A 452-nucleotide genomic window follows, 5' to 3' on the forward strand; every position below is an offset into this window, starting at 1 on the left:
CAGGACATTTGGGAGAATTTGAAACTTACTGTTATTTTCCTTTCGTTTTATATTTTTTATCGAAGGCTATGAATAACGAAAAATGGACTGATTTCTTTTTTGCGGGCGCGTTTTTGGGAATCGCTTTTTTGGGCGGAGCTTTGGATGTCGCTATGTATTTCGCTTTATTTTTAGCCGTTTATTTTTTATATTTATTATACAACAAAAAAAACGAATCAAAATTATTCGAGTTTTTTAAAAAAGAATACAAAAAAATTATTTTATTATGTTTAAAATTTTTATTGGTGGCGATATTTTCTTTTTTAATGTCTATTCAAATAATAATGATTACGAAAAACACTCAAGATATGGGAGCGGCGGGAGTAAGCAATAAAAACGAATTATGGGCTTGGGCTACTCAATGGTCTTATCCTCCAGAAGAAATTTTAGGATTTTTTATTCCTGGATTATTC

1 pseudogene is annotated in these 452 nt (G+C 30.1%); it reads left to right on the forward strand.

The annotated features are described in order from the left end of the window. A pseudogene (locus EZH24_RS13450) lies at positions 1–452 on the forward strand (hypothetical protein); the annotation flags it as partial.

It is taken from the genome of Brachyspira catarrhinii, assembly GCF_005518285.1.
Taxonomy (GTDB): Bacteria; Spirochaetota; Brachyspiria; order Brachyspirales; family Brachyspiraceae; genus Brachyspira; species Brachyspira catarrhinii.